Source organism: Hoyosella subflava DQS3-9A1, from assembly GCF_000214175.1.
Classification (GTDB): domain Bacteria; phylum Actinomycetota; class Actinomycetes; order Mycobacteriales; family Mycobacteriaceae; genus Hoyosella; species Hoyosella subflava.
The window spans coordinates 3198530-3218651 of record NC_015564.1 but is presented as its reverse complement, the minus strand read 5'-3'; the positions used below and the strand labels follow the sequence as shown (position 1 = coordinate 3218651).

Sequence of the window (20122 nt, the reverse complement as noted above, 5' to 3'; positions counted from 1 at the left end):
GTGCACCTCAAATCGCTCACACTCAAGGGGTTCAAGTCATTCGCTTCCGCCACAACGCTGAAGTTCGAGCCGGGCATTACATGCGTCGTCGGACCCAACGGCTCTGGGAAGTCTAATGTGGTCGATGCCCTCGCATGGGTGATGGGTGAGCAGGGCGCGAAAGCACTGCGCGGCGGCAAGATGGACGACGTCATCTTCGCGGGCACAGTCGGACGGCAGGCGCTCGGCCGCGCGGAAGTCACGCTCACGATCGACAACACGGATGGCGCACTGCCAATCGACTACACGGAAGTCTCCGTCACCCGCCGTGTCTTCCGGGATGGCGCAAGCGAGTACGAGATCAACGGGTCGAGCTGCCGCCTGATGGATATTCAGGAGTTGCTGAGCGACTCCGGCATCGGGCGCGAAATGCACGTCATTGTGGGCCAGGGTCAGCTCGCGCAAATCCTCGAATCGCGTCCCGACGATCTCCGCGCCTACGTGGAAGAGGCAGCGGGGGTGCTGAAGCACCGGCGCCGCAAGGAGAAGGCGCTCCGTAAGCTCGACGCGATGCAGGCAAACCTCGCGCGCCTCAGCGACCTCACGACTGAACTGCGCCGACAGCTCAAGCCACTTGCCCGCCAGGCCGATGTCGCCCGCCGCGCCCAGGTGATCCAGGCGGAGTTACGCGACGCGAAGCTGCGCCTCGCTGCCAACGATCTCGTCCAGCGGCGATCTGAGCTGCATGATCAGCAACTCAATGAACAACGTGCGCGTGAGCAGGCCGAGAGGGTGCGTGCAGAACTCGATGCGGTCCGGCGGGAAGAACGCTCACTAACCGCAGGCGCGGAAACTCTCGGACCGCAAGCCGACGAGGCATCTCAGGTGTGGTTCCGGCTGTCGGCGACCGCGGAACGCGTCAGCGCGACGACACAGGTCGCGCGCGAACGTGCGCGTCACCTCGAAACAGCGGCAGTCGAGCATCGCGGTCAGGATCCCGATGCGCTTGAGTCGCAAGCCGAGAGGATCGCGGCGCAGGAGGCGGAACTGGCCGAGGCTGTGGAGATGGCTGCAGCCGCCCTCGAAACCGTGCGCGACGAACTCGCTCACTGCGAAAGTGAGGCGACGGACGCGGAACGCGAGCATCTCGCCGCCGTTCGTGCCGTCGCAGACCGGCGGGAAGGTCTGGCTCGTCTCGCAGGCAAGGTCGAGAATCTCCGGACGCGTGCGGAATCCTTCGACAGCGAGATTGCGCGACTCGACGACCGGATCGCGTCTGCGGTCGAGCGTCAGCAGGAAGTAGAAGCTGCGCACGAGGCGGCTCAGAGCAAACTGGCTGACCTCGAGCAGACAGAGGCGAAACTCGACCAGCAGTATGAGCGCGCTGCTGCGGCGCTCGACAAAGCGAATCGGCGCGTGACCGAACTGCGGGAGGCTGAACGCGCCGCCGGCCACGATGTCGTATCACTCCAGGCGCGTATCGATACGCTCTCGGCTGGGCTGAACCGCAGTGACGGGGCGGAGTTCCTACTGCAGCAACCCGGAATCAGCGGGCGCATCAGCGATCTCATCCGGCCCGCCGAGGGCTGCGAAGCTGCGATCGCCGCAGCGCTGGGGCTTGCCGCTGACGGTGTGATCAGCGACTCCGGTGAGGCGGCGGAATCCGCCATCGAGGCGCTCCGTCAGGAGGGCGGCGCACGCACGGTCGTCGCGGTCGCAGGACCGGATGAAGCTGACAACACCGGCGCGGCGGACATTGAGCGTCCAGTTCTGCCCGCAGGCGTGGTCTGGGCCGAAGACCGTCTCGAGGCAGATGCACGGATCCGTACCGCGGTCCGCAGTCGGCTTCGGGGCGTGGCGATCGCCACTGACCTCAGCGTCGCTACCGCCGCGGCGACGGCCATGCCCTCGGTTCGGTTCGTGACCATCGACGGTGAGCTGGTCGGAGCAGGGTGGATCGAGGGCGGTACTGGGCGTGGCCCCTCAGCTCTTGAAGTGCAGGCCGAGATCGAAACACTGACGTCCCGTCTGATCGCGTCTCGGCATACCGCCGAGGAACTCGGTGCCGCTCTCGCTGGTGCCGTCGACGAGCATGATGCCCGTCGGACCGCGGCGACGGAGACGTTTTCGTCGCTCACCACCTCCGACGCCGAGATAGCGCAGGTCCAGGAAGAGCTGGCGCGCTACGGCCACGAGGTGCGAGTGATGGCCGCCAAGCATGAGAATCTGACACAGCAGCGTGTGCGGACGGAATCAGAACACGCGGAGCTGCTGGCCGCGCTGACTGACCATGAGTCGCGGTTGCGGCGCGCGCAAAGCGAGGGGGACGAGCAGCCGACCGAGGATGGAACGAGTGAGCGGCGCGAGGGCGCAGCACGTTCGCTCGCTGCGGCCCGTTCAGCTGAGGTTGAGGCACGGCTTGCGGTACGTACGGCGGAGGAGAGAGCTGGCGCAGTTCGCGGTAAAGCGGACAGTTTGCGCCGCGCCGCTAAGGCTGAACGTGACGCGCGGGCCCGCGCGGAGTCCGCCCAGCGCGCGCGCCGCGCGGCGGCCCAAGTCGCTGCAGCGGTCGCGGAGTCGGGTGAGCTCGTTGCGGCCCGCCTGACCAGCGCGGTGGCGCAGGCGGCAGCGAAGCGTGACATGCTCGCGCGCGCCCGGGACGAACACGTCGCCGCCCTGCACTCAGTTCGTGGCCGCGTACAGAACTTGTCGTCCGAACTGGCGCGGCTGACAGATGCCGTACACCGCGACGAAGTGGCACGCGCGGAAGCAGCACTGCGGATGGAACAACTTGAAGAGGCGGCGCTCGAGCAGTTCGGCGTCGCTGCGGAAAACCTGATCGATGAGTATGGCCCGCACGTCGCGCTCCCGCCGTCCCCGCTCGAAATGCAGGAGTACGAACAAGCGAGAGACCGCGGAGAGCAGGTCAGCGCGCCACAGCCGATGCCCTTTGATCGTGCCGCTCAGCAGCGGCGTCTCAAGGCAGCGGAACGGGATCTCGCAACTCTCGGTAAGGTCAATCCGCTCGCGCTTGAGGAATTCGCCGCGCTCGAAGAGCGGTACAACTTTCTTTCCACCCAGCTCGAGGATGTGCGGTCGGCGCGCAGGGACTTACTTGGAGTTGTCGCAGACGTCGACAATCGCATTTTGCAGCTCTTCACCGAGGCGTATGAGGACGTGGAGCGCGAGTTCCGCACCGTGTTCGCAACACTCTTCCCTGGCGGTGACGGGCGTCTGGTCCTGACAGCTCCCGAGGACATGCTGACCACCGGTATCGAAGTTGAAGCGCGCCCGCCCGGCAAGAAGGTGAAGCGGCTGTCACTCCTCTCAGGGGGTGAAAAGTCACTAACCGCGGTCGCGATGCTCGTCGCGATTTTCCGGGCCCGCCCGTCGCCGTTCTATGTGATGGACGAAGTCGAAGCTGCCCTGGACGACACCAACCTGCGGCGTCTGATCAAGCTCTTCGAAGAGTTGCGCGCGACGTCACAGCTGATCGTCATCACACACCAGAAACCAACGATGGAAGTCGCCGACGCTCTCTACGGAGTGAGCATGCGCGGCGACGGTATCACTGCGGTGATCTCGCAACGATTGCGTGGACAGAATCTCGGGGGCAGCCAGAACCTCGACGCCGTTCCGGCCGCAGCTGCTGGGTAGACCATGCGCGGTCACGACACAATTCGGCGGCGGCCCTGCCCTACGGATGATATCTGTGGCAAGGTATGCCAGAGTTGCGTGCATGAGGACGCCGGAATCAGGTTCTCGTCCGCCGTCTCCTGACGGTGACGAGAGCGAACGACCGCCTGAGGGCAGCGATCGGTTCGCCGAATGGCGCACCCGCAGCCTCGCTCGGGCACGGGAGATGGACAAATTCGCAGCTGAACCGCCGGTCAACACCGACCGGTTCTTGACAGTTCCGAATATGCTCAGCCTGCTGCGACTCGCGGCGGTCCCGTTGTTCCTGGTTCTTCTGCTCGTGTATGAGGCGGATGGCTGGGCGCTCATCGTGCTCGTCGTCAGCGGTATTAGTGACTGGCTTGATGGGAAGCTCGCTCGGCTGCTCAACCAGGTGTCCCGGTACGGAGCCCTGCTCGACCCGATCGCGGACCGGTTGTTCATGGTCGTTATCCCGATAGCTTTCGCGATGCGTGACTTCATCCCATGGTGGGTTGTGCTGCTCCTTGTCGGCCGCGACCTCGTCCTCACCGTGATGGTGCCAGTCGTCCGGTCCCGAGGTGTGGAGGCGTTGCCCGTCACCTATCTCGGCAAAGCGGCGACTTTTGCCCTCATGTACGCCTTTCCAGTAATCCTTGCGGCGCAGGGTGACTGGACGCTCGCGCAGATCATGGAACCGACCGGCATCGCTATGCTCATCTGGGGAATGTTCCTGTACATGTGGACAATGGTGCTCTACCTGATCCAGGTGGGTCTCGTCGTCCGGAACCTGCCGAAGGTCTGAGGGCAGCGCACACAGATCGCGCACACAAACGGGAGCCAGGGTGACACAGCCAGGGAGCCGCGACCGGGTTCCGTCGCTTCTACGGTCGCTGCTTTACGACCATCTTGACCCCGGCTACGCGGCTGCTGCTCGCAAGCGCGTCGATGCCGGCACACCCTCCCCACGCGCACGCAGGATCGCCGTGGTGTGGCTGGTCGTCGGCACACTGCTGGTCGGCATGTCATTGGGTCTTGCTCGTGGTTTCGCTGAAGAACGCGCGCCGGACGCGGACCAAGTACGCGCAAGCTTGCAGGCAGAAATCCGGTCAGCGCAGGCGAGGTCACGCGAGCTTGCACTTCAGCGCGACGCGCTCGCAGCAGAGTCTGCCGCTGCTCGATCTCAGGCACTCGATCTCGATGCACCGGGACAAGAACTTTTGTCGACGCTGCACCGCGCGGAGCACGCCGCGGGCGCGGTGCCCGTCAGCGGACCCGGGCTGGTGGTGATGATCACGGAGCCGCCGGGTCAGCGCGACCTGTCCGGCGCGTCCAGGCCAACGGGGCAGCGGAACACCATTCTCGACCGCGATCTGCAGATCGTCGTGAATGCTCTATGGCAGGCAGGGGCGGAAGCGGTCGCAGTAGGTGATGTGCGCGTCGGGCCCGGGGTGGCGATCCGTCAGGCGGGCAGCGCCATCCTGGTTGACAACCGAGTCGCGGCCGATTCGTCCGGCACCTACGTCATCTCTGCGGTCGGCGATCGGCGCGCGATGCAATCGAGGTTCATCGCGAGTGGCGCGTACATCCGGATGTCGGGGATCAGCCAGCTTTACGGCGCGGCTTTCACTGTCCGGGAGGAACCCGAAATTACGTTGCCTGCAGCGCCGGCACGAGAAGTCCGGTCCGCCGTGCGACTGGGTACCGAGGGCAGTGGTACTGACGAAGAGGGGGAACCGTGATCGGTATTGTTGCCTTGCTCGCTGGAGTGGTGCTCGGCGTGTATTTGAGCCCCGACATTCCGGTGTATTTGCAGCCGTATCTGCCAATCGCTGTGGTCGCGGCGCTCGATGCGCTTTTCGGTGGTTTGCGCGCATATTTCGAGGGTATTTTCGACTCGAAGGTGTTCGTCGTGTCGTTCATCTTCAATGTCACTGTCGCGTCATTGCTCGTTTTCCTCGGCGATCTGCTCGGGGTGGGAACGCAGTTGTCCACTGCTGTGCTTGTGGTTCTCGGCATTCGCATCTTTGGCAACGCTGCCGCGATCAGGCGGGGGGTGTTCGGTGCCTGACAAACCGCAGCGGGCGGACGCGCCGCGGCACGGTGCCCGAGCCTTGATCTTTACCGTGCTTGTCGCGGCGCTGTGCGGTCTTCTCGGGCTGGCAATCGCGACCCAAGTCCGGACGACGACCTCTGACGATGTCCTCGGTGGGCTGCGGTCACCTGAACTGCTCGCACTACTCGAACAGCTGAACGCCAGGGAAGCGGCGATGCGGAATGAGGTCGAGACGCTTGAGGACACGCTAGCGGGGATTCTCGCGTCAGGAACTGACAATCAGGCAGCGATCGCTGAGGCACAGGCCCAGCTCGACGTCCTCGCGATCCAGATCGGATCCGTGGCCGCACGTGGGCCAGGTGTGGTACTCACGGTGCGGGATCCGAACCGCGCAATAGGTCCCGAAGTGCTGCTCGACCAGGTGCAGGAGCTTCGCTCCGCCGGCGCTGAAGCTATACAGGTCGGAGGAAGCGGGGAGTCTTCGGGCGGGCCCATCCGGATCGGTGTAGATTCCTGGTTCGGTGGAACCGGTGGTGCAATTGTCGCCGACGGCGAAACTCTGGCAGGGCCGTATGTGATTACAGCTATTGGTGATCCGCCAACTTTGGAGGCTGCGCTGAACATTCCCGGCGGAGCAATTGATACCGTTGCCCGAAGTGGTGGACGTTTGACCATCCAGAAGTTCGACGAAGTAGAAGTGACTGCCTTGCGGGAGTTGCGTGACCCTCAATACGCTCAGCCGGGTGGTTAGCTCTCCGCGACGAAACGCAGAGACACAATGAAGACGATACGAACGTTGTGGTTGTGGACGGAAGGAAAACTCAGTGAGTGAGGCGGCTATCCCTGACGATCTGCGCTATACCCGGGAACACGAATGGGTGCAGCGGACAGGGGACACCCGAGTGCGGATCGGGATCACTGACTACGCGCAGAAGCAGCTTGACGACGTTGTCTTTGTCCAGCTGCCTGAGTCGGGCGCGGCGGTCACGGCTGGCGAGCCACTCGGCGAGGTCGAGTCGACGAAAAGCGTTTCGGATATCTTCTCGCCGATCAGTGGTCGAGTCATTGCGGTGAACGAGCAGCTCAGCAACCGTCCAGAGCTGGTAAATGCGTCGCCTTACCGTGAGGGATGGCTGGTCGAGCTGGAGGTGGCCGATAGCGCTCACCTCGAATCCGCTCTTGGCGAAACGCTCGACGCGGCCGGATACCGCGAGATCATCACGGACTAGCCGTCAGCCCCAGTATTGTTGGAGTTGGGTTGCTGCCCGGACGGTGAAAGATCAGCCAAGAGACCCGACACGCTGTGCCTGAGAGGGTACGGTCGGTTGTAGCGTTGGCGGGTCACTGAATCGGGACATCAATACCGGCTTGGACGGGTCAGCTAACGGTCGGGGAAAGATTGCGACTGTGTCGGCGGAATTGATATCCGCTGCCACAGAGCAGATAGAAAGAGGAGATACGGTGAGCGAGAACCAGGACAATCCGGCGTTCGAAGGAGCGTCGGCGGAAACCACATCGGTGTTCCGCGCGGATTTTCTGCGCGAGCTCGATGCGGCGAGCCAGGCACCTGAGCCTCAGGTTTCGGGGATCGAAAGCCTGCCTGCAGGTTCCGCGCTGCTCGTCGTCAAGCGTGGGCCCAATGCTGGCTCGCGTTTCCTCCTAGACGAGGCTACGACGTCGGCCGGCCGTCATCCTGATAGTGACATTTTTCTTGATGATGTGACCGTGAGTCGTCGGCACGCCGAGTTCCGGCGCGAGAACGGCGTCTTCCAGGTCGTCGATGTCGGGAGTCTCAACGGCACGTACGTCAACCGTGAGCCAGTTGACTCAGCGGTGCTGGCCAATGGTGACGAGGTGCAGATCGGCAAGTTCCGGCTCGTTTTCCTCGCGGGGCCGAAGTCTGTTGGGCAGGACGAGCACGCGGCAGGTGCAGGTAGCCAGTGACAGCAGCAGGGCACCCGCTGTCGGGGGGGAGCATGTCGATCGGGTCTGTACTCGATCAGCTTCGCCCCGATTTCCCTGATGTGACGATCTCCAAGATCCGTTTTCTCGAAGCTGAGGGCCTGATCAGTCCGCAGCGGACACCGTCGGGGTATCGCCGGTTCTCGTCAGCTGACTGCGATCGGTTGCGGTTCGTGCTGACGGCACAGCGTGATCACTACTTGCCGCTGAAGGTTATTCGTGAACAGTTGGATGCCATAGACCATGGCTCAACGCACGAGGGCCCGGTCGTCAAGCTGCCGAGGACCTTCGCCTCGACGAGCGATGCCTTCGCGAACGACAACTCGACGGGGCGGATAAGCCGGGAAGCGCTCTGTGAGCGGAGCGGTGTCGACGATCAGTTCGTCGGTGATCTTGTCTCCGCGGGCTTCGTGGTTCCCGGTAATGCCGGTTATTTCGATGTTGACGCGGTGCTGCTTGTGAAGACTGCGTGGGCGCTGTCGGAGTTCGGTTTAGATGTCCGGCACCTTCGGTCACTCCGCATGGCAGCGGACCGCCAGGCGGCGCTGCTGGCCCAGATTGCGGGGCCCGTCGCTAAAGGGCGAGAAGCCGGCGCCCGGGACCGCGCCGAGGAACTAGTGCGTGAGCTCGGTTCCCTCATCGTTACAGCGCATGGTGCGTTGCTGAAAGCCTCGGTACGTGAAGAGCTCAAAACATAGGCTGGCTATGGCAGGCCGGTGTGTGGGACGTGCAGAGATCGATATGTCGGACAAGCGGTGTTCTCAGTGATTCCCATAGACTGGAAGTGCACACTCCGTTCCTTTCAGCGGTCGCAGTCGAGAGGCGGTCACCATGGGTGAGGTTCGTGTGGTCGGGATACGTGTGGAACAACCGCAGAACCAGCCAGTACTCCTTCTCCGGGAGGTGGATGGCGACCGGTACCTGCCGATCTGGATCGGCCAGGCAGAGGCCACCTCAATCGCACTGGAGCAGCAAGGTGTGGTACCCGCCCGTCCGCTCACACACGACCTGTTTCGCGATGTACTTGCCGCGCTAGGGCATGCGCTGAAGGAAGTCCGGATTGTGGATCTCCAAGAAGGTACGTTCTACGCTGAGATGCTCTTCGACGGTGAGATCCGTGTTTCTGCCCGTCCTTCTGATTCGGTTGCGATCGCTTTACGTATTGGTGTGCCGATTTACGCTGAAGAATCAGTTCTGGAGGAGGCCGGGCTGGTCATTCCCGATGAGAAAGAAGACGAGGTCGAGAAGTTCAAGGAGTTCCTGGACTCAGTTTCGCCAGACGATTTCAAGTCCACGGAGGGCTGACCTCCCGTCCTTGTGCACCAATTCGTCACGAAACAATCTCAACCTTGGGTCGAGAGTTATAAATTTCGGAGTGTTATGTGACGAAATTGTGGGCGGACTCATAGCGTTCGGATTGGCGAGGCGCGAACGTGGGCCGCGCCTCAGGGCGGTATCCTGAACAGGACCACCCTGATGGAGCCCAAACGGGTTTCACGGTTTCCGCTCCGTGGTCGCTGCGAACAGTAGCGATCTGTGGTGTGGAACGGGCGAAAGGGAGATTTCCGTGGCCGAAGAACAGCAGGGGCAGGGGAGCAGCGACGCTTCCTCAGCAGGCGGTCCCGTGGCGGTTGAAGTGTCGCCGGGCGTCATCCAGCCGGGTCTTTTCCCGGACGATTCCGTGCCTGACGACCTCGAAGGCTATCGAGTGCCTATCGCATGTCAGGTGGCCGGTATCACCTACCGTCAACTCGACTACTGGGCGCGCACCGGGCTGGTGCAGCCGACGATAAGGAATGCGGCCGGTTCGGGCAGTCAGCGACTGTACTCATTCAAGGACATTCTTGTTCTGAAGATCGTGAAACGACTTCTCGATACGGGGATTTCGCTGCAGAACATTCGGGTAGCGGTTGATCACCTCCGCAAGCGTGGCGTGGAGGACCTTGCGAACATCACCCTGTTCTCAGACGGCGCAACGGTTTACGAGTGCACGTCAGCTGAGGAAGTCGTTGATTTACTGCAGGGCGGGCAAGGTGTTTTCGGTATCGCGGTGAGCGGTGCAATGCGTGAACTCACTGGCAAGATCGCCGAGTTCCCTGCGGAACGCGCCGATGAGGCCGAGGCGGTGCCGTTGCACGACGAACTTGCTACCCGGCGCCGCAACCGGACCCGGAAGATCGGCTAGTACTGCTAGCTCCAGTTCGCACGGCAGCAGGGACCGGGCTAGACTCGTGATGCGCCGATGCCGTGCGGGAGAGTCCCATCATCAACTGATGGGCGCCGAAGGAGCAACACCTCTCCGACAATCTCTCAGGCACAAGGACCGTACGTGCTGCGGCGCCTCTGGAAAGTGGTGGTGAGCCACCCGCCCACGGGGAAAAGCCCAGCGAGACATCCAGTCGTCGCCGCCGAATCTCTCAGGCGCCCATTGTGGCAGCGACAGAGGGGGAGGACCGACAGCGGATGCGCGCTTGAGATTTGAGCGTCCACCGCCCGGCCTGAGGGGTGCTCCATGATCGACTCCACTGATCGAGGTTTCGCTGACCGCCACATCGGCATCGACGATGAGGCGCTGAACCACATCTTGCATGTCATCGGTGTTTCTTCCCTCGACGAACTCGCGGCGCGCGCAGTGCCCGAGGCGATCCTCGACTCGGCCGTAGACGCCAACGGCGAAATTTTTCGCGGAGCAAGCGAATACGAGGTGCATAGCGAACTCCGCACGCTGGCCGCGCAGAACACGCTCACGACGTCGATGATCGGGCTCGGTTACTACAGCACACTCACGCCGCCGGTTCTAGTGCGCAATATCTTAGAGAATCCTGCCTGGTACACCGCGTACACGCCCTACCAGCCCGAAATCAGCCAGGGGCGTCTCGAGGCTCTGCTGAACTTCCAGACCATGGTCGCTGACCTCACCGGGATGGACATTGCCAACGCGTCCCTCCTCGACGAAGCGACCGCGGCAGCCGAAGCGATGACCATGTTGCGCCGGGCCTCGAAGTCGAAATCTCCGCGGTTCGTTGTGGACAGTGATGTGTTCCCGCAGACAATGGCAATCCTGCATACACGTGCCGAGCCGCTGGGTATCCAACTGCTCACCCATGACCTGTCCGGCGGACTTCCCGAAGGAGACTTCTACGGCGTCCTGGTACAGCAGCCGGGCGCGAGTGGACGAATCGCAGACTGGACCGGTTTGTTTGCCGACGCACACGACCGCGGCGCGCTGGTCGCGGCTGGCACTGATCTGCTCGCCGCGACACTGGTTACCCCTCCAGGCGAGATGGGGGCCGACGTGGTTTTCGGTACCTCCCAGCGTTTCGGTGTGCCCATGGGCTTCGGGGGGCCCCATGCCGGTTTCCTCGCCGCCCGTGCAGCTTTCGCGCGCCAGCTTCCCGGACGGCTAGTCGGGGTGTCCAAGGACGCGGACGGCAACATCGCCTACCGGCTCGCGCTGCAAACCCGTGAACAGCACATCCGTCGTGAAAGAGCCACATCTAACATTTGCACCGCTCAGGTTCTGCTCGCTGTGATGGCCGCGATGTACGCGTCGTACCACGGCCCGGAAGGTTTGAAGCGGATCGCATCTCGGGTTGCCGGGCACGCGCAGGCGCTGGCCACGGAGCTCGGCAATGTCGGGATAGACGTGGTCCACGGCGCGTTCTTCGACACCGTTCTTGTTCGCGTGCCGGGCCGCGCGCACGAGATCTGGGAGAACGCCCGGTCCCGGGGCCTCACACTGTGGGTGGCCGACGCCGACCATGTCAGCATCGCGTGTGACGAAGCGACCACCACCGATCACATAGCCCGTGTACTCGCTGCCTTTGGCGTGTCGGTGCCTGCGGGACGTGGGAGGCCCCGTTCCGCGATCCCGGGCGAATTACAGCGCACCAGCAGCTATCTCAGCCATCCCGCGTTTCACCGATATCGCACCGAAACCGCGATGCTCCGTTACCTGCGTGCACTTGCAGACAAAGATATCGCGCTTGACCGCAGCATGATTCCGCTGGGCTCGTGCACGATGAAGCTCAACGCTACCGCCGAGATGGAGCCGATCACCTGGCCTGAGTTCTCTGGCCTGCACCCCTTCGCGCCGAACGACGATTCCGTGGGAAGCCGAAAGCTGATCAGCGACCTCGAACAGTGGCTCGCCGACATGACAGGTTACGACCGCGTCAGCTTGCAGCCCAACGCGGGGAGCCAGGGAGAACTCGCCGGTCTCCTCGCCATTCGCGGCTATCACCGCAGCCGCGGTGATAGTCAGCGCGACGTCTGCCTCATCCCGTCGAGCGCGCACGGCACGAACGCGGCCTCTGCGGTGATGGCCGGGATGCGCGTTGTCGTCGTGACATGCCGCGACAACGGGGACGTCGACCTTGACGATTTGCGCGCCAAGGTCAGTGAGCATGCTGAGCGGCTCGCGGCCATCATGATCACGTACCCCTCGACGCACGGGGTGTACGAACACGACATTGTCGAGCTCTGCGATGCGGTGCACGAGGCAGGAGGCCAGGTTTACGTCGACGGCGCAAACCTCAACGCGCTTGTCGGTGTCGCTCGGCCAGGCAGCTTCGGTGGCGACGTCAGTCACCTCAACTTGCACAAGACCTTCTGCATTCCGCATGGCGGCGGGGGACCAGGTGTGGGCCCGGTGGCGGTGCGCGCACACCTCGCGGAATTTCTCCCCGGGCATCCGCTCGCACCTGAACTCGGGGATGGCCCGGTGATTTCCGCGGCCCCGTATGGCTCCGCCTCGATCCTGCCGATTACGTGGGCGTACATCAGGATGATGGGGACGCGGGGACTGCGCCGGGCGACGCTGACGGCGATCGCCTCGGCGAACTACCTCGCTCGACGCCTCGACGAGTACTTCCCGGTCCTCTACACCGGCGAGAACGGCATGGTCGCACACGAATGCATCATCGATGTCCGTCAGCTCACCAAGACCACCGGCGTGACAATTGACGACGTGGCGAAGCGTCTCGCTGACTACGGCTTCCACGCGCCCACGATGAGCTTCCCCGTGCCGGGCACTCTGATGGTGGAACCCACCGAAAGTGAAAGCATCGAAGAACTGGATGCGTTCTGTGCCGCGATGATCGCGATCCGCAGGGAGATTGATCGTGTAGGTGCTGGTGAGTGGCCAGTGGAGGACAATCCGCTGCGCGGCGCCCCGCACACCGCCGAATGTCTGGTCGGCGAGTGGCCTCATCCGTATTCGCGCGAGATCGCCGTCTACCCGGCCGGTATCGGCGCTCGGCACAAAGTGTGGCCTGCGGTGCGGCGCATCGACGGTGCGTACGGTGACCGGAACCTCGTCTGCTCGTGCCCGCCCCTTGAGGCCTACAGCTGAGCTGGCCTCGATTTGGTAAGCAAAGACGCGCCAGACGCGGTTTTGGTTACCAAATCGGTCGCCAGTGTCAGGGGGTCCGCCGCAACTCCAGTATCGGAATCTCTGGTGGGGCGCCCACGCGAACTGGCGGTCCCCACGCTCCCGCCCCGCTCGTCGTGTAAACGGTGGTCACCCCGACCCGGTCGAGGCCCACGAGCGCAGTGTCGTGCACAGCCTGCACGGCGTAGTGAAATGGCCAGATCTGGCCGCCATGCGTATGTCCGGAAATCTGGAAGTTGACTCCGCGGTCGGCGGCCTCGCCAGAGTGCAGCGGCTGGTGTGCCACCAGCATCACGAAACCAGTAGGATCGCGACCCTCCAGGGCCGCCGCCATGTCCGCGGAGTGTGGCTCGGGAGCGTCGTAGTCGTGCACCCCCGCGACGTCGATTTCCTCGTCACCAAGCGAAATCGTCGCATGTTCGTTGCGCAGGACGGTAAGTCCCAGGGACTCCCAGTAGTCCAGCCACGCGTTAACGTCGTCCGAGTAGTACTCGTGATTTCCGCTCACCGCGAAGATGCCAAGCGGAGCCTCGAGTTCCGCTAGCGAAGCAATATCGGCACCTACTTTGTCGACCGTCCCATCAATGAGGTCACCGGTCATGACAATAAGGTCGGGGTCCTGTTCGTTGATCAGGTCGACGACTTTCTGCGTGAACCCTGCACCGAGCGAAGGTCCAACGTGAAGGTCAGCGACGACAGCGACGCGGATGCCATCGAACTCGGCGGGCAACCCTTCGAGATCGACGACAGTTGTGGTGACACGAGGATTCAGAGCAGCGACAGCACCATAGGTGGTGGCCGCGACCGCTCCTACGACCATCACGATCCCGGTGACCCGCACGAAGTTGCGCCGCCGCACGTCGCCGGGGCTGGCAGCTTGAATCCGAAAGATGCGGCCGGTGAGCAGCACGACGGCGACGAGAACAGTTCCGAGCACGAGATAGAAAACGACAGCAAGCCACGTCATGCCGACGTAGCCGAGCGGGCGCGCCCAGGACGTCGCGAAGTATGTGCCACTGCCGAAACCAATAACTGCGAGAAGCCAGCCCGCCGTCAGGACGACCCCCGCCAGCGTGGCGCCGCGGGGCCCAGTCTCACTTGCCCTGACCAGCCGCCGGTAAAGCCAGAAGTGCACAAGACCGAGGAACACGCCAACCACACTGACGAAGATCAGCAAAGCACACTCCTAAGGAACACGGTCGACGCGAAAGGGTGGGCGCGGAGGACCGCACCCACCCTTTCACAGCCTCAGCCTCGGTCAGGCGAGCCTATCGGCACGAACTATTTGTTCGCAGCCTTGAACTCGCGGCGGCGGCGGTGCAGGATCGGCTCGGTGTAGCCGCTGGGCTGCTTTCCGCCTTCGATGATCAGCTCAGTGGCTGCTTCGAAGGCGATGTTGCCCTCGAAGTTCGGTGCCATTGGCGTGTACGCCGGATCGCCTGCATTCTGGCGGTCCACGACCTCAGCCATGCGCTTAAGCGACTCCATTACCTGGTCCTTGGTGATGATGTCGTGGCGCAGCCAGTTCGCCAGCGTCTGGCTTGCGATGCGCAGGGTCGCCCGGTCCTCCATGAGCGCAACATCGTTGATGTCAGGCACCTTGGAGCAGCCGACACCGTGGTCGATCCAGCGAACCACGTAACCGAGGATTGACTGGCAGTTGTTGTCCACTTCACGCTGCACTGTCTGCGGTTCCCAGGACGCCGCATCCGCAGCGACAGGGATGGTCAGCAGATCATCGATGCTGGCTGGGGTGCGCTCCTTGAGCTCAGCCTGACGCGCGAAGACATCCACCTGGTGGTAGTGCATCGCATGCAGTGTCGCTGCGGTGGGCGAGGGCACCCACGCGGTGCTCGCACCGGCCTTCGGCTGACCGATCTTTTGCTCGACCATGGCTGCCATCAGCTCAGTCATCGCCCACATGCCCTTACCGATCTGGGCGTGGCCGGGTAAACCAGTGGCCAGACCCACGTCGACGTTCGCATCCTCGTAGGCGTTGAACCATTTTTGCGACTTCTGATCAGCCTTAGGCACGAACGGACCCGCCTCCATCGAGGTGTGGATCTCGTCGCCGGTGCGGTCGAGGAAGCCGGTGTTAATGAACACCACACGTTCCTGAGCAGCCTCGATGCATGCCTTGAGGTTCACCGTGGTCCGGCGTTCCTCGTCCATGATGCCGACCTTCAGCGTGTTCTCCGGCAGGTCGAGGATCTGCTCGACGCGGCGGAAGAGTTCGACGGTGAACGCGACCTCTTCGGGGCCGTGCATCTTGGGCTTCACGATGTACAGGGAGCCCGTCCGGCTGTTCTTGAGCGGGTAGGCGCCGCGGAGGCTGTGCAGGCCGACCAGCGACGTGATGAGAGCGTCAAGGATCCCCTCAGGCACCTCGTTGCCGTCAGCATCGAGGATTGCGTCGGACGTCATCAGGTGACCGACGTTACGCACGAACAGCAGGGAGCGCCCGGGCAGCGTCAGGGTGCGGCCATCGGGGGTGGTGTACTCGCGGTCCGGATTCATCGTCCGGGTGAAGGTCTTACCGCCCTTGCTGACCTCCTCCGAGAGGTCGCCCTTCATCAAGCCCAGCCAGTTCGTGTACCCGATGACCTTGTCGTCAGCATCGACGGCGGCGACAGAGTCTTCGAAGTCCATGATCGTGGTGATTGCGGATTCGAGGACAACGTCTTTCACTCCGGCCGGATCGGTCTTGCCGACCGGGCTTTCGGGGTCGATTTGAATCTCGGCGTGCAGACCATGATGCTTGACCAGAATCGCCGACGGCGCGTCGACGTCCCCCTGGTAGCCCGACAGCGTCGCACCCGCAGCCAGCCCGGTCGTGGAGCCATCAGCGAGCGTGACCTGCAGGTGGTTGTTGGCGATCGCATACTTTGTGCTGCCCGTGTGGGAACCCTGGGCGAGAGGTGCCGCGTCGTCGAGAACGTTGCGCGCGTACGCGATCACCTTGTCGCCGCGCACCTTGTTGTAGCTGGTGCCCTTCTCGGCGCCGCCATCCTCGGGGATGACGTCGGTGCCATACAGCGCGTCGTAGAGCGAGCCCCAGCGAGCGTTCGCGGCGTTGATCGCGAAGCGCGCGTTCAGAACCGGCACGACGAGCTGCGGGCCGGCCATCTCCGCGATCTCCTCGTCAACCCCAGAAGTAGTGGCGTGGAAATCGGCAGGCTCGGGCTGCAGGTATCCGATATCAGACAGGAACGACTTGTAGGCGGCTAGATCGAAGTCGCCGCCGTTCTCGCCGTGCCATGCATCGATCTTTCCCTGAAGCTCGTCACGCTTGGCGAGGAGTTCCTTGTTCGTGGGGATGAGATCGGTGAATACGGATTCTGCTCCGGCCCAGAACGCTTCGGCATCAACGCCGGTGCCGGGTATGGCCTCGTTCACCACGAAGTCGTACAGAACCTTGGCAACCTGCAGGTTGCCGACGGTCACGCGCTCAGTCATTCATCGCCTCACTTCTATGAAATTCGTTCCACGCACACCAACGGCACTGCGAGTGCCGTGGCGCGCAGGGCTGCCCGAAGCACCACCAAGGGTACCTGCAGGGGTTCCTGCGTCACTGATCAGCCTTGGGGGTGGTCTCGAGGTCAGATAGTACGTTCCGGCAGCGCTGAAGCAGCCGCGTCCGGAGTGGTTGTGCTGCCTTACTTAGCGCTATTTGCCCCCGCACATATTCCGCGCGGCCGGCTGGGGTCTCAATCTGTACGGGAGGGTACCCGAACTCAGTCAAATCATAAGGGCTTGCGCGCATGTCTAGCGCACGCGCTGTCAAGGCGAGTTCAAAACAATCCATCAGCAGTTCAGAATCAGTGATAGGCAGCAGCTTGTAGCACCACTTATAGAGGTCCATAGTGGCGTGGACGCAGCCAGGCTGTTCTCGCTCGATCTGATCATCGCGCGTAAGCGGCAGCACGTTCTTCGGTGCTGCCGCGGGAGTGAAGAAGCGGAACGCGTCGTAGTGGGTGCACTTGAGTTGCTGCGCTTCGACGACCTCGTTCGTGCCGACGTGGCCGAGCCGCAGCGGCACTCCCGCATGCCGGATGTCCTCCGGTGTGCTCCGGTACACCATCGCCCATTCGTGCAGCCCGAAACACCCGAGCGCGGGCTCCTTGCTCTCAGTGTTCGCCATGAGGCGTGCGACAAAGGTCAGGGTGCTCACCCGGCGCGCCACGTGTTCCGGGGAAACCAACGCGCCCTCAGACGTGCGGTGGTAGCCGCGCAGCGCAGCGTATTCCGCCGCGTCGCGCAGCGCGACGCCGTGTCCTGGATGCCAGCGCCGGAGTTGCGCGGGCCGCAGGCTGTAATACGTGAACAGGAAGTCCATGACCGGATGCCGCTCGCCTCGCGCCTGCCGCTCGATGTGCGGTGTGAGAAGTGCGTCCGCGCGTGCGTGATGCGCTGCCTGGCGCGGTCGCCACTGCTGCGGTGTCAGACTCGTCATTATCTCCGGTGGGTGCTGTCGCGGACACGGCCAACGAATTCCTCGAGAAGGTCCTCAAGCGCGACGATACCGACCGTGCGGCCGGTTGACGTCACCACCTTGCCGAGGTGACTGCTGTCGAGGCGGAGCACGGCGAGCGCCTCATCGAGTGGTGTGTTGCCCGGCATCGCTGGCAGCGGCCGGATCAGGTCCCGCGGGATCACCGTCGCCGGTCCGGCTGATTCGTCGATCACCGCGTCGAGAGCGTCTTTCAGATGCAGATACCCGACATACTCGCCCGCCTCATCGGCGATCGGGTACCGCGAGAACCCTGTATCTGCGACTGCCTTCTCGATCGCACCGAGTGTCGTTCCACCGTCCTGCAGAGGGAGGCCGCGGACACGGCTCACCGGGATGAGGACATCCGCGACAGTGCGGCCAGCGGTCCGCAGCGTCCGGGCGAGTCTGCGGTGCTCGTCTTCATCCAGCAAACCCTCTGACCGCGACTCGCGGATCATGTCGGCGAGTTCACGGACGGAAACCGCGGAGTCGAGTTCATCGCGAGGCTCCACGCCGAAGAGCCGCAGCGTCGCGTTGGCGAGGTAGTTATACAGCGTGATGAGAGGGCTCATCAGTCGTGTGGCGAACACATGCGCCGGAACCAGCAGCATTGCGGTCCGTTCCGGCCCGGCGATGGCGATGTTCTTCGGCACCATTTCACCCACGAGGATATGCAGGACCACCACTATGGCCAGGGCAATCGTGAAAGCGATGGGGTGCAACAGGGCGCCAGGCACGCCGACCGCCTCGAGCGGTGTCTCGATGAGATGCGCTATCGCCGGCTCAGCGACCCGGCCCAAGAGGATGGAGCAGATCGTGATGCCGAGTTGTGCGCCTGCGAGCATCCGGGACAATTGCTCACCGGCACGGATGACAGTCTGAGCACGTTTGTGGCCCTGTTCGTCGAGAGCTTCGAGCCGGTCGCGGCGTGCGGAAATCAGAGCGAACTCAGCTCCGACGAAAAACCCGTTGCCAAGCAGCAGGAGAACCATCAGGCCGATGGCGAGCAGATCACCCATGGCTCATCTCCCCACTGTTCGCGGAGTGGTGTGATTGCGGGATGCGGCTGATGGTGACACGGTCGATCCGGCGGCCCTCCATCCGGAGAACGATCGCTTCCCACAGCTCCGGGGCATCGTCGAAACCGTCGCTGGAGCGACCCCGGTCTGACGCGGGAAGGATGACGTGGTCGCCTTCGTCCGGGATCCGGCCGAGAGCGGTCAGCACGAGACCACCGAGTGTTTCGTAGTCACCATCGGGTGCGTTGTAGCCGGTAGCGGCTTCGACCTCATCGACCCGGAGCAGCCCGGAAAGATCCCATCCTGCGCTTGTCTCCGCGATTTCGGCTTCAGTGTCATCGTGCTCGTCGCGTACGTCACCGAAGATTTCCTCGATCAGGTCTTCCATGGTGACCACACCGGCGGTGCCGCCGTACTCGTCGACGACGAGAGCGATCTGCAGCCCATGCGAGCGGATTCTGTCCATGAGCGCGTCCCCGTCGAGAGACGAGGGCACCACCGGGACCTTCTGCAGAAGCCGCCACACCGGAGTTGCCGTCCGGTCCGCAGGAGCCACCGTGAACGCCTCCTTGACGTGGACGACTCCGATCGTGTCATCAAGGTCACCACCGGTCACCGGGAAACGGGAATGGCCAGTGCGCCGTGCAGCACTCAACAGATCCGCGACGGTGTCCGTTCGGGCAAGTGACTCGATTTTGACCCGCGGTGTCATCAGGTCTTCGGCGGTGAGTTCACCGAACTTGAGGGAACGGTCGACGAGTGTCGCGGTGGCCTCGTCGAGTGAGCCATGAACAGCTGAGTTCCGTACTAGTGCGATCAGCTCTTCGGGCGACCGTGCCGATCGAAGCTCATCTGCGGGCTCGATTCCCAGGCGGCGCACCATCGTGTTCGCCGCACCGTTCAGGCCGGTGATTGCGGCCTTAAACAGAAACGAGAAACCCGCCTGGAATCCGGCCGTCGCCCGGGCGGTGGGCAGCGGCCGAGAGATGGCGAGGTTCTTCGGAACCAGCTCACCGAACACCATCGACAGCGACGTCGCCAGAATGAGCGCGATGGCGAGCGAGAGCCCGCCGACGGCAGATTCGGGAACGCCGATGAGGTTGAGGACGGGCAGCACGAACTGCGCGAGTACAGGTTCTGCAAGATAGCCGGTGATGAGGGTGGTCAGCGTGATACCGAGTTGCGCGCCGGAAAGCTGGAACGAGAGTGTCCGGTGAGCATGCTGCACCTGGCGGGCGCGCAAGTCTCCCTCGCGAGCGTGCGCATCGACAACGGTGCGTTCAAGTGCGGTGAGCGAGAATTCGGCTGCGACGAACATCGCGGTACCCGCGGTCAGTGCCATGAACCCGAGCAGGCTGGCGACGGGAATCAGAACAGAAAGCAGAACGTCCACTACGCGGCGCCTGAAGTCGGAGCCGTTGTAAAGGGGAGGGGTACAGAAGTGCAGGCGGAATGGCGTGGGGATAGGCCGGGTTTGAGACCCGGCTTCCTAGAGGACCCCGGGCCGGGATCGTCTTGTGAGCCTTCGCCGCTATGTGCGGCGGTTTCGGCGCTCGCGAGCGGTTGAG

The 20122-nt window shown here is 63.2% G+C and carries 16 protein-coding genes and 1 riboswitch; of the genes, 11 read left to right on the top strand and 5 right to left on the bottom strand.

The annotated features are described in order from the left end of the window. The 11 genes from smc to gcvP all read left to right on the top strand — a co-directional run bounded on the left by smc (nucleotide 1) and on the right by gcvP (nucleotide 13004). Entirely contained in the window at nucleotides 1-3636 is a 3636-nt protein-coding gene (gene smc / locus AS9A_RS15120; protein WP_013807939.1) for a chromosome segregation protein SMC, read from the top strand. 205 nt (nucleotides 3637-3841) lie between these two features. Further along, nucleotides 3842-4438 (top strand): CDP-alcohol phosphatidyltransferase family protein, encoded by a 597-nt coding sequence (locus AS9A_RS15115; RefSeq protein WP_041452017.1) that lies wholly within the window; start codon nucleotides 3842-3844, stop codon nucleotides 4436-4438. A 40-nt stretch (nucleotides 4439-4478) separates the two neighbouring features. Then, entirely contained in the window at nucleotides 4479-5375 is an 897-nt protein-coding gene (locus AS9A_RS15110; RefSeq protein WP_013807937.1) for a DUF881 domain-containing protein, read from the top strand. After that, the gene (locus AS9A_RS15105) at nucleotides 5372-5704 is read left to right on the top strand and encodes a small basic family protein (protein WP_013807936.1); all 333 of its coding nucleotides are present in this window, start codon (nucleotides 5372-5374) and stop codon (nucleotides 5702-5704) included. The genes AS9A_RS15110 and AS9A_RS15105 overlap by 4 nt, the downstream gene beginning before the upstream one ends. Then, on the top strand, nucleotides 5697-6440 hold the full coding sequence (locus tag AS9A_RS15100; protein WP_013807935.1) for a DUF881 domain-containing protein: 744 nt from the start codon (nucleotides 5697-5699) through the stop codon (nucleotides 6438-6440). The genes AS9A_RS15105 and AS9A_RS15100 overlap by 8 nt, the downstream gene beginning before the upstream one ends. 73 nt (nucleotides 6441-6513) lie before the next feature. After that, on the top strand, nucleotides 6514-6918 hold the full coding sequence (gene gcvH / locus AS9A_RS15095) for a glycine cleavage system protein GcvH (RefSeq protein ID WP_013807934.1): 405 nt from the start codon (nucleotides 6514-6516) through the stop codon (nucleotides 6916-6918). 232 nt (nucleotides 6919-7150) lie between these two features. Further along, on the top strand, nucleotides 7151-7633 hold the full coding sequence (gene odhI, locus AS9A_RS15090) for an oxoglutarate dehydrogenase inhibitor Odhl (RefSeq protein WP_013807933.1): 483 nt from the start codon (nucleotides 7151-7153) through the stop codon (nucleotides 7631-7633). 32 nt (nucleotides 7634-7665) lie between these two features. Further along, nucleotides 7666-8349, top strand: coding sequence for a transcriptional regulator FtsR (gene ftsR / locus AS9A_RS15085; protein ID WP_049793743.1), 684 nt, complete (start codon nucleotides 7666-7668; stop codon nucleotides 8347-8349). A 133-nt stretch (nucleotides 8350-8482) separates the two neighbouring features. Beyond that, nucleotides 8483-8956 (top strand): bifunctional nuclease family protein, encoded by a 474-nt coding sequence (locus AS9A_RS15080; RefSeq protein ID WP_013807931.1) that lies wholly within the window; start codon nucleotides 8483-8485, stop codon nucleotides 8954-8956. 319 nt (nucleotides 8957-9275) lie between these two features. Further along, nucleotides 9276-9836 carry a MerR family transcriptional regulator gene (locus AS9A_RS15075; protein ID WP_049793917.1) on the top strand — a complete coding sequence of 187 codons (561 nt, stop codon included), beginning with the start codon at nucleotides 9276-9278 and terminating at the stop codon, nucleotides 9834-9836. 55 nt (nucleotides 9837-9891) lie between these two features. After that, nucleotides 9892-9987, top strand: a riboswitch (glycine riboswitch). Nucleotides 9988-10163: 176 nt separating this feature from the next. Further along, nucleotides 10164-13004: an aminomethyl-transferring glycine dehydrogenase gene (gene gcvP, locus AS9A_RS15070; protein WP_013807929.1), complete on the top strand. Its 2841-nt coding sequence runs from the start codon at nucleotides 10164-10166 to the stop codon at nucleotides 13002-13004. 67 nt (nucleotides 13005-13071) lie between these two features. Here gcvP and AS9A_RS15065 read toward each other — a convergent pair whose 3' ends face one another. The 5 genes from AS9A_RS15065 to AS9A_RS15045 form a co-directional block, all read right to left on the bottom strand. Further along, a complete protein-coding gene (locus AS9A_RS15065; protein WP_041452016.1) occupies nucleotides 13072-14217 on the bottom strand; it encodes a metallophosphoesterase in 1146 nt (381 codons plus the stop codon). 107 nt (nucleotides 14218-14324) lie between these two features. Continuing rightward, nucleotides 14325-16499, bottom strand: a complete 2175-nt coding sequence (locus AS9A_RS15060) for a malate synthase G (protein ID WP_013807927.1) — start codon at nucleotides 16497-16499, stop codon at nucleotides 14325-14327. A gap of 112 nt (nucleotides 16500-16611) precedes the next feature. Next, nucleotides 16612-17496 (bottom strand): hypothetical protein, encoded by an 885-nt coding sequence (locus tag AS9A_RS15055; RefSeq protein WP_013807926.1) that lies wholly within the window; start codon nucleotides 17494-17496, stop codon nucleotides 16612-16614. Continuing rightward, a complete protein-coding gene (locus AS9A_RS15050; RefSeq protein WP_013807925.1) occupies nucleotides 17496-18554 on the bottom strand; it encodes a hemolysin family protein in 1059 nt (352 codons plus the stop codon). The genes AS9A_RS15055 and AS9A_RS15050 overlap by 1 nt, the downstream gene beginning before the upstream one ends. Next, on the bottom strand, nucleotides 18547-19896 hold the full coding sequence (locus AS9A_RS15045) for a hemolysin family protein (protein WP_049793916.1): 1350 nt from the start codon (nucleotides 19894-19896) through the stop codon (nucleotides 18547-18549). The genes AS9A_RS15050 and AS9A_RS15045 overlap by 8 nt, the downstream gene beginning before the upstream one ends. Nucleotides 19897-20122 lie beyond the last annotated feature (226 nt).